Origin of the sequence: Planktothrix sp. FACHB-1355, from assembly GCF_014748295.1 — a bacterium.
Classification (GTDB): Bacteria; Cyanobacteriota; Cyanobacteriia; order Cyanobacteriales; family Aerosakkonemataceae; genus Aerosakkonema; species Aerosakkonema funiforme_A.
In genome coordinates, this window is sequence record NZ_JACJUP010000971.1 from 1 (window position 1) to 2,777 (window position 2,777).

At 41.6% G+C, this 2,777-nt stretch carries 1 protein-coding gene and 1 pseudogene; both read right to left on the bottom strand.

Features of this window, described 5'->3' with window-relative positions; all coding sequences use genetic code 11:
• Positions 1-422: 422 nt before the first annotated feature.
• A complete protein-coding gene (locus H6S82_RS27715; protein WP_190470324.1) occupies positions 423-1,865 on the bottom strand; it encodes an amino acid permease in 1,443 nt (480 codons plus the stop codon).
• Between the two features lie 282 nt (positions 1,866-2,147).
• A pseudogene (locus tag H6S82_RS27720) lies at positions 2,148-2,777 on the bottom strand (hypothetical protein); the annotation flags it as partial.

Sequence of the window (2,777 nt, forward strand, 5' to 3'; positions counted from 1 at the left end):
TTCCGATCTGACTGACTTTCGCCCAAGCCATTTCTCAAATCGTAGATAAAAAGGTCGAGAGTAGGATAGATGATGTCGCTCATAATAATTTAAATTTAACACAGAAAATTTCAGATAGCGAAATTTGCGCCAGAATCTGGCAGTTTGCTATCTGAAATTTTCAATTTGTTATTATACCAAATCTGGGTCTGTTACCCCCTTTTTCAGTCTCAATGTTCTTCTCCAACTCCGCCGCTCTCCCACTCCATAAGCTCTCCCACTCTCCCACTCTTCCAAGGATAATGGGGATAATCGAAGCGGATTTGGTATTACCCGATGGTTTGCTTAAGGGATTGTTTCGCTTTGGCAAATAACGAGAGCGGTTGCTATATCTAGAACACGCGATCGCATTTTTCAAAAAATCTTTTAGACAAATGGAAACTTCAAGTCATTTCCGGATACTCAGTTGGTTGTTCCTTTTGGTGATTTAAGGTGCTATTTTTGCGACCGTATGTGAAATATAATACCAAACCAATTGCCATCCACGCAAGTAACCGCAACCAAGTATCGGTAGACAGAGCAACCATTTGCAAGCCAGATGTAATTACTCCTAAAATCGGCACTAAGGGAACCAGGGGTGTTTTGAAAGGTCTGGGCAAATCCGGTTGGCTGCGACGTAAAATTGGCACGGCAAGGGAGACAATTAAAAATGCGAATAAAACTGCCATCGAACTCAATTCTCCCAACAAATCGATCGGCAACAATCCGGCGCAGAGGGCGGCGAAAATTCCCGATATAATAGTTGCAATGTGGGGTGTTCTGAATTGGGGATGAACTGCTGCTAATAGAGGTGGTAGCAATCCATCTTTGGCTATGGCATAAAGAACTCTCGATTGTCCCAACTGCGATACTAAAATTACCGAACTCAAACCTGCGATCGCTCCGATTTTAATCGTTGGTGGCAACCAGGGCAATTCCTCTTTTATCGCATTTACACCCACAGCAATTGGATCGGGTACATTCAGTTGTTGATAAGGTACAATTCCTGTCAACACCAGGGACACTCCTACATAAAGGATAGTGCAAATGAGCAACGAACTCATAATTGCGATCGGCATATCTCTTTGCGGATTTCGCGCTTCTTGTGCTGCACTAGCAACTGCATCGAAACCCGTGTAAGCAAAAAAGACAACTCCTGTACCGCGCAAAATTCCACTCCATCCAAAGCTGCCGAATTCTCCTGTATTCGGCGGAATAAAAGGTGTCAAATTTAGGTTGTTGATGTGAGCGAATCCCAAAAAGATAAACAGTAAAATCACCGTAATTTTAATGATGACGATCGCATTATTAAATTTTGCCGTTTTGCGAATTCCTACAGTTAGCAATACCGTCATCAGCACCACAATAAACATCGCCGGTAAATTCAGCGGCGGATTGCAAAACTCTGGTGGAATTACAATTCCCACATCTTTTAGCAAGCTGACTAAATATCCCGACCAGCCTACTGCAACCGTAGAACTGCAAAAGATATATCCTAAAATTAAATCCCATCCAACTATCCACGCCACCACTTCGCCCAAAGTAGCATAAGCGTAAGTGTAAGCGCTGCCAGCAATGGGAATCATGGTAGCAAATTCCGCGTAGCACAGTGCCGAAAATGCACAGCCAACAGCTGCCATCATAAATGATATGACAACTCCTGGCCCAGCGTGATTGGCAGCTGCCTGTCCCGTCAGGACAAAAATTCCCGCACCGATAAGTATACCAATACCCAGTGCGATGAGATTGAATAAACCGAGCGATCGATCCAATCCATGACCGTTTTCAGCCGAAGCTTCTTCGACTAACCTGTCTACGGATTTTTTATTAAATAATTCATTTACCATTGGTCACTCGATTTTGGATTTTGGATGAGAGGATTTTGGACTTTGGATTGCCTGGGCCTTAAAAAAACGGGAGATCTAATTCTTCAAAATTTTTTTCACGAGTAGCTTAACATATATATATCCAAATTTTGCAGCAGAGTCAGAAATCGGGTTTCTTCAGACTTACGCAACTAGCACATTAATATATATATCTCCTCCAAAAGAATCTCACAGACAGGCAGGATGCCTATCGCACAAGAATTATTGGAGATATCTATTGTGTAGGGGCGATCGATCTGTGGGTTACCTCGATCGCGGCCAAAAGCGAATCACCAACCAAGTCAAGGCTCCTGCTAAAATTGTTATACCTAAGTTATAGACAAATGTGGTAGTAGGTTGTACCCAAGGTTCTGGAACGTGCAAAGAATTGCCGACAATGTGTGTAACGGCATCGTCAACGCCTTCCGGCGGCAAATCTCCAAATAAAGTTATAGCACCAAATCCTACACCTAAAATAGCGACAGCATTTTGAAAAATGCTATCCCGTTCTGCTTCGTCAACTTCCACACGACTGCGAAGTGTATTAATTGCACTATCTATTAAACTCAAACCCAGCTTTAAGTTGTCAGAATCTTTTGTGATTTGGAGAAGATATTTATTTTCAGCTAAAGCGCTAAATTCCTGCATGAATTCCAGTTCGCTATCTGCACCCGCTTTTTTGGCGATCGTTTCCAATCGTTTTTTATAATTGCCCAAATTTATATCAATAGCGTGGATTTGAAAGTCTAGATATGTTAGTTCTATAGAATAAGGATTTAACGTTTCCTGTACCAGCTCTAACTGGTAACTGATTTGTTTTAAATTTAATTCTCTTTTATTGCCTTTTCTATAAAATTTTATACTATTTTGTATAATTGCCAAGTATTTTCGCAG

Excerpts from the sequence above, each read along its gene's own strand:
- H6S82_RS27715 (WP_190470324.1), bottom strand. The coding sequence starts at position 1,865 with ATGGTAAATGAATTATTTAATAAAAAATCCGTAGACAGGTTAGTCGAA.